A 3,057-nucleotide genomic window follows, 5' to 3' on the forward strand; every position below is an offset into this window, starting at 1 on the left:
TTTGCTCTTTAAAAATCTGGATCAAGCTGAAAATTGAAACGACACATCTTAATGGTGTGTTCGAGTCTCTCAAATTTTCGCAATCAGAAGTGAAACATCTTCGGGTTGTGAGGTTAAGCGACTAAGCGTACACGGTGGATGCCCTGGCAGTCAGAGGCGATGAAGGACGTGCTAATCTGCGAAAAGCGCCGGCGAGGTGATATGAACCTTTGACCCGGCGATGTCCGAATGGGGAAACCCAGTGCAATTCGTTGCACTATCGTTAACTGAATACATAGGTTAACGAGGCGAACCGGGGGAACTGAAACATCTAAGTACCCCGAGGAAAAGAAATCAACCGAGATTCCCCCAGTAGCGGCGAGCGAACGGGGAGCAGCCCAGAGTCTGAATCAGCTTGTGTGTTAGTGGAAGCGTCTGGAAAGTCGCACGGTACAGGGTGACAGTCCCGTACACGAAAGCACACAGGCTGTGAACTCGAAGAGTAGGGCGGGACACGTGGTATCCTGTCTGAATATGGGGGGACCATCCTCCAAGGCTAAATACTCCTGACTGACCGATAGTGAACCAGTACCGTGAGGGAAAGGCGAAAAGAACCCCGGCGAGGGGAGTGAAAAAGAACCTGAAACCGTGTACGTACAAGCAGTGGGAGCACCTTCGTGGTGTGACTGCGTACCTTTTGTATAATGGGTCAGCGACTTATATTCTGTAGCAAGGTTAACCGTATAGGGGAGCCGAAGGGAAACCGAGTCTTAACTGGGCGTTAAGTTGCAGGGTATAGACCCGAAACCCGGTGATCTAGCCATGGGCAGGTTGAAGGTTGGGTAACACTAACTGGAGGACCGAACCGACTAATGTTGAAAAATTAGCGGATGACTTGTGGCTGGGGGTGAAAGGCCAATCAAACCGGGAGATAGCTGGTTCTCCCCGAAAGCTATTTAGGTAGCGCCTCGTGAACTCATCTTCGGGGGTAGAGCACTGTTTCGGCTAGGGGGCCATCCCGGCTTACCAACCCGATGCAAACTACGAATACCGAAGAATGTTATCACGGGAGACACACGGCGGGTGCTAACGTCCGTCGTGAAGAGGGAAACAACCCAGACCGCCAGCTAAGGTCCCAAAGTCATGGTTAAGTGGGAAACGATGTGGGAAGGCACAGACAGCCAGGATGTTGGCTTAGAAGCAGCCATCATTTAAAGAAAGCGTAATAGCTCACTGGTCGAGTCGGCCTGCGCGGAAGATGTAACGGGGCTAAACCATGCACCGAAGCTGCGGCAGCGACGCTTATGCGTTGTTGGGTAGGGGAGCGTTCTGTAAGCCGTTGAAGGTGTGCTGTGAGGCATGCTGGAGGTATCAGAAGTGCGAATGCTGACATAAGTAACGATAAAGCGGGTGAAAAGCCCGCTCGCCGGAAGACCAAGGGTTCCTGTCCAACGTTAATCGGGGCAGGGTGAGTCGACCCCTAAGGCGAGGCCGAAAGGCGTAGTCGATGGGAAACAGGTTAATATTCCTGTACTTGGTGTTACTGCGAAGGGGGGACGGAGAAGGCTATGTTAGCCGGGCGACGGTTGTCCCGGTTTAAGCATGTAGGCGGAGGTTCCAGGTAAATCCGGTACCTTTTTAACGCTGAGGTGTGATGACGAGGCACTACGGTGCTGAAGTAACAAATGCCCTGCTTCCAGGAAAAGCCTCTAAGCATCAGGTAACACGAAATCGTACCCCAAACCGACACAGGTGGTCAGGTAGAGAATACCAAGGCGCTTGAGAGAACTCGGGTGAAGGAACTAGGCAAAATGGTGCCGTAACTTCGGGAGAAGGCACGCTGATATGTAGGTGAAGCCCCTGCGGGTGGAGCTGAAATCAGTCGAAGATACCAGCTGGCTGCAACTGTTTATTAAAAACACAGCACTGTGCAAACACGAAAGTGGACGTATACGGTGTGACGCCTGCCCGGTGCCGGAAGGTTAATTGATGGGGTTAGCGGCAACGCGAAGCTCTTGATCGAAGCCCCGGTAAACGGCGGCCGTAACTATAACGGTCCTAAGGTAGCGAAATTCCTTGTCGGGTAAGTTCCGACCTGCACGAATGGCGTAATGATGGCCAGGCTGTCTCCACCCGAGACTCAGTGAAATTGAACTCGCTGTGAAGATGCAGTGTACCCGCGGCAAGACGGAAAGACCCCGTGAACCTTTACTATAGCTTGACACTGAACACTGGTCCTTGATGTGTAGGATAGGTGGGAGGCTTTGAAGCGTGGACGCCAGTCTGCGTGGAGCCAACCTTGAAATACCACCCTTTAATGGCTGGTGTTCTAACGTAGACCCGTGATCCGGGTTGCGGACAGTGTCTGGTGGGTAGTTTGACTGGGGCGGTCTCCTCCCAAAGAGTAACGGAGGAGCACGAAGGTTAGCTAATCCTGGTCGGACATCAGGAGGTTAGTGCAATGGCATAAGCTAGCTTGACTGCGAGAGTGACGGCTCGAGCAGGTGCGAAAGCAGGTCATAGTGATCCGGTGGTTCTGAATGGAAGGGCCATCGCTCAACGGATAAAAGGTACTCCGGGGATAACAGGCTGATACCGCCCAAGAGTTCATATCGACGGCGGTGTTTGGCACCTCGATGTCGGCTCATCACATCCTGGGGCTGAAGTAGGTCCCAAGGGTATGGCTGTTCGCCATTTAAAGTGGTACGCGAGCTGGGTTTAGAACGTCGTGAGACAGTTCGGTCCCTATCTGCCGTGGGCGCTGGAGAATTGAGGGGGGCTGCTCCTAGTACGAGAGGACCGGAGTGGACGCATCACTGGTGTTCGGGTTGTCATGCCAATGGCACTGCCCGGTAGCTAAATGCGGAAAAGATAAGTGCTGAAAGCATCTAAGCACGAAACTTGCCCCGAGATGAGTTCTCCCTGACTCCTTGAGAGTCCTGAAGGAACGTTGAAGACGACGACGTTGATAGGTCGGGTGTGTAAGCGCAGCGATGCGTTGAGCTAACCGATACTAATGAACCGTGAGGCTTAACCTTACAACGCCGAAGCTGTTTCGGCGGTGAGAGAGACAGAAGA

The 3,057-nt window shown here is 52.9% G+C and carries 1 rRNA gene; it reads left to right on the forward strand.

Features of this window, described 5'->3' with window-relative positions:
* Positions 1 to 111: 111 nt before the first annotated feature.
* Positions 112 to 3,017: ribosomal RNA gene (locus tag UTM25_RS21840) — 23S ribosomal RNA — on the forward strand.
* Positions 3,018 to 3,057: the final 40 nt, after the last annotated feature.

Source organism: Enterobacter sp. 61D5 (genome assembly GCF_034107965.1).
In the GTDB taxonomy this organism is placed as follows: Bacteria; Pseudomonadota; Gammaproteobacteria; order Enterobacterales; family Enterobacteriaceae; genus Enterobacter; species Enterobacter cloacae_M.